Here is a 3,774-nt window from a genome sequence, read left to right on the forward strand (position 1 = left end):
CCTGCACGTCCTCGCATCCCGGTCCGCGCTCGCCACCTGGATCAGCACCGCGGTCGTCGCCGTCGTCGCGCTCGTCGTCCTGCGGTTCGTCCTGCGGCGGGACCCCGGCGACGTCACGATCGGCACCCTCGCGTCGTCCTACGTCAACGCCGGCAACCTCGGGCTGGCGCTCGCGGTCTTCCTGCTCGGCGACCCCGTGGCGGCCGTCCCGACGCTGCTGTTCCAGCTCCTCGTCCTCGCGCCGGTCGCCTTCACCGTGCTCGACGCGCACCGCTCGACCGCGCACGACGCCGACCCCGACATCGTGACCGCGCACGACACCGACCCGGACGTCGCGACCGAGGACGGCGCGACCTCCCGCGCACCTTCGGACGGCACCGCCGCTGCACCCTCGCCCACTCGCGCCCGCATGGCCCTCGCCGTGCGGGCGACCGTCCGCCGCACCCTCACCAACCCGATCATCGTCGGGACCCTCGCCGGCCTCGTGCTCGCGGCGCTCCCCTGGGAACTGCCCGACGTCGTCTACGGGCCGTTCGAGCTCGTCGGCGCGACCGCGGCCCCGCTCGCGCTCCTCACGTTCGGCATGTCGCTCGCCGTCCCCGCCGCCGACCGCGAGCGCGCACCCCGACCCGACCTCGTCCTGGCGGTCGTCCTGCGCTCGCTCGTCCACCCCGTGCTCGCCGCGCTGGTCGCGACGGCGCTCGGTCTCGACGGGCAGGCGCGCCTCGCGGTCGTCGCGATGGCGGCCCTGCCGACCGCGCAGAACGTACTCGTCTACGCGATCCAGTACGGCCGCGGCCAGGGCCTCGCGCGCGACGCGGGCCTCGTCACGACCCTGCTGTGCCTGCCCGTGCTGCTGCTGGTCACCGCGGTCCTCTGAGCGCCGGACGACCGGCGACGCGCGGAGTGCGCGCGCCCGGCGCGAGCGCCCCGGGGGCGAGCGCCCGGGGTGCGAGCGCACCCGGGTATGCGAGCGGGCCGCGGTCGGGTCAGACGTTCTGCTCGCGGTCCACGTTGCGCGGCGACTGCGCGGGGGCCGAACCGCGCGGCTCGAGGGCGCGGACGACGAACGACCCCGCCACCCCCGCGATCCCCAGCCCGTACGCGAGGGACTGGACGTGGACAACCAGGGATGCGAGCGCCATCGACGAGATCGAGGACGCCACGAGGGAGACCAGCCAGCCGCAGACGAACGACCCGGCGATCAGGCCGACGCTCCACCAGAAGAGCTGCGAGGCGGTCAGACGGGGTGGGACACGCACGTCGGGCTCCCTTCGACGGCCCGGGCGGCCGGACGGGCAGCCGCGATGCCGCCTGCCCGGCACGCTAGCGCCGCCGCCACCCCGGCCGCAGCCGTTCGACCACCCCGGTCGCGCGGCAAGCCCGCCGGCCCTCGGGCACGGCCGCGTGGAGTGTTCGTCGCGCGCGACGCGACAGACCTTCCACACCGCGACGCCGTACCCGCCGGCCCCCGAGGCACGACCGTGGTGTGGAACGTTCGTCGCGCGGGACACGACAGACCTTCCACATCGCGACGACCTTCCACGCCGCCGCACCGCGACGGCCGCCGCGGGGTGGCGGCCGGCAGCCCTCAGGCCTCAGGCCTCGGCAGTCGCGCCCGCCGTCGACGGCGGGGTGTCGGCCGTGCGGTCGACGAAGCCGCGGATCTCGACGCCCTCGCTCAGGGTCTCGGCGAGCAGCCGGGCGAGGTCCTGCACGTCGTCGGTCTCGACGAGGTAGAACCCGCCGACCTGCTCGACGAGCTCCGTGTACGGCCCGTCGATCACGGTGCCGCCGGGCGTGCGGGTCACCGTGCCGTTGCGGCGCACGACGAGCGCGCGGTGCGCGTGCGTGAGCTCCTCGCCGCCGACGATCACGTGACCGCGGGTGGGGGCGAGGCGGGCGAGGTCGCGGTGCTGGGCGCCGTTGCGCTCGGTGGCGTCGTCGTCCCAGGCGTCCCACACCGCCTGGTCGCCGCGGAGCAGCACGAGGTAGCGGGCCATGTCAGGTCTCCTTCCCGGGGCACCCACTGTGCCCGCGCACCCGGATGACGCGCGAGCGCCGGAGCCCTCGACATCGTCGCGACGACGTCGAGCGGCGACGATGCAAGGGTCAGGAGAAGAGGCGGGCCTCCGCGGCGTCCCACTGGGCCGTGCCGGGCGTGCCGGCGCCGCCGGGCTCGTGGCGGACCAGGTCGAGGCCGCGCGCGCCGACCGCACGCAGGTCCGCGAGCGAGCCGGTCAGGACGCCGGCGGCGCGCGCCTGGACCAGGACGTTCCCGAGCGCGGCACCCTCGACGGGACCGGCGACGACGGGCAGGCCGGTCGCGTCGGCGGTGAGGCGGCACAGCAGCTCGTTGCGGACCCCGCCCCCGACGACGTGGACGACCCGCACGTCGCGGTCGGCGAGCGCCGCGGCCTGCCGCACGGCCCGCCGGTAGGCGAGCGCGAGCGAGTCGAGGATGCAGCGCACCGTCTCGGCCTGGGACTGCGGAGGCGTCTGGCCGGTGCGGGCCGCAGCGGCAGCGATGCGCGCGGGCATGTCGCCGGGCGGCAGGAACTCGGGGGCGTCCACGTCGACGACGGTCGTCAGCGGCGGGACCTGCGCGGCGGCGGCGAGCAGGTCGGGCAGGTCGGCGGGCAGCCCGGCCTCGTTCCACGTGCGGATCGACTCCTGCAGGACCCACAGCCCCATGACGTTGCGCAGGTGGCGGACGGTGCCGTCGACGCCGGCCTCGTTGGTGAAGTTCGCGGCACGGCTCGCCTCGGTGAGGACAGGCCGGTCGAGCTCGAGCCCGACGAGCGACCACGTCCCGCAGGAGATGTACGCGAAGTCGGGGTCGGTCGCGGGGACGGCGACGACGGCGGACGCGGTGTCGTGCGACCCGACGGTCCACACGGGCAGCGGCGCGTGGTGGCCGAGGTCGGCGCGCACGTCGTCGCGGACGTGCCCGAGCAGCACCCCGGCGTCCCGCAGCGGCGGGAGCAGCCGGGGGTCGATGCCGAGCCGCTCGGCGACGTCGGTCGCCCACGTCCGGGTCGTGGCGTCGAGCAGGCCGGTCGTGGACGCGTTGGTGACCTCCGCGACCTGCGCGCCGGTGAGCCACGCGCCGAGCAGGTCGGGGATCAGGAGCGCCCGCCGGGCGGCCGCGAGCGCGGCGGTGCCCTGCGCGGCGACGAGCTGGAACACGGTGTTGAACGGCTGGACCTGCAGGCCGGTGCGGGCGTAGAGCTCGGCGGCGGGGACGGTCGCGAAGACCTTGTCGGGGACGCCGTCGGTGCGGGCGTCGCGGTAGTGGACGGGGTTGCCGAGCAGGGCCCCGTCGGCGTCGAGCAGCCCGTGGTCGACGGCCCACGAGTCGATGCCGACCCCGTCGAGCGTGCCGACCTCGCGGGTCGCGGCGCGCAGCCCGTCGAGGACGCCGCGGTAGAGGGCGAGGACGTCCCAGCGCAGGGTCGCGCCGGTCGCACCGCCCGCCCCGGACCCGGCGGAGCCGCCCGGCCCACCCGGCCCGCCCGGCCCGCCGACGTCGACCGCCGGGACCCGCACGGGACCGTTCGGGAACCGGTTGACCTCGTGCAGCAGGACACGCGCGCCGTCGCCGTCGTCGACGACCCGCCCGACGATGACCCGCCCGGACGACGCCCCGAGGTCGACGGCCGCGAACGCGCTCACGCCCACCCCTCCCGACCACCGGCACCGGCACCGGCACCGAGGTCGTCACTTCCGACCGAGGTCGTGACCTGCAGGTACCGATCTCGGTCGGAAGTGACG

General features: G+C 76.3%; 4 protein-coding genes. 1 reads left to right on the forward strand and 3 read right to left on the reverse strand.

What is annotated here, in order from left to right; genetic code table 11:
* Positions 1–880, forward strand: an 880-nt coding sequence (locus CBZ_RS20005) for an AEC family transporter (protein ID WP_165446875.1), incomplete at its 5' end; no start/stop codon positions are given.
* 109 nt (positions 881–989) lie between these two features.
* Here CBZ_RS20005 and CBZ_RS20010 read toward each other — a convergent pair.
* The 3 genes from CBZ_RS20010 to CBZ_RS20020 all read right to left on the reverse strand — a co-directional run bounded on the left by CBZ_RS20010 (position 990) and on the right by CBZ_RS20020 (position 3,675).
* Complete coding sequence (locus CBZ_RS20010; RefSeq protein WP_130783183.1) at positions 990–1,262, reverse strand: hypothetical protein; 273 nt, start codon at positions 1,260–1,262, stop codon at positions 990–992.
* A 336-nt stretch (positions 1,263–1,598) separates the two neighbouring features.
* Entirely contained in the window at positions 1,599–2,003 is a 405-nt protein-coding gene (locus tag CBZ_RS20015; protein ID WP_130783184.1) for a YciI family protein, read from the reverse strand.
* Positions 2,004–2,112: 109 nt separating this feature from the next.
* Positions 2,113–3,675: a rhamnulokinase gene (locus CBZ_RS20020; RefSeq protein WP_130783185.1), complete on the reverse strand. Its 1,563-nt coding sequence runs from the start codon at positions 3,673–3,675 to the stop codon at positions 2,113–2,115.
* Positions 3,676–3,774 lie beyond the last annotated feature (99 nt).

This window comes from Cellulomonas biazotea (assembly GCF_004306155.1).
Taxonomy (GTDB): domain Bacteria; phylum Actinomycetota; class Actinomycetes; order Actinomycetales; family Cellulomonadaceae; genus Cellulomonas; species Cellulomonas biazotea.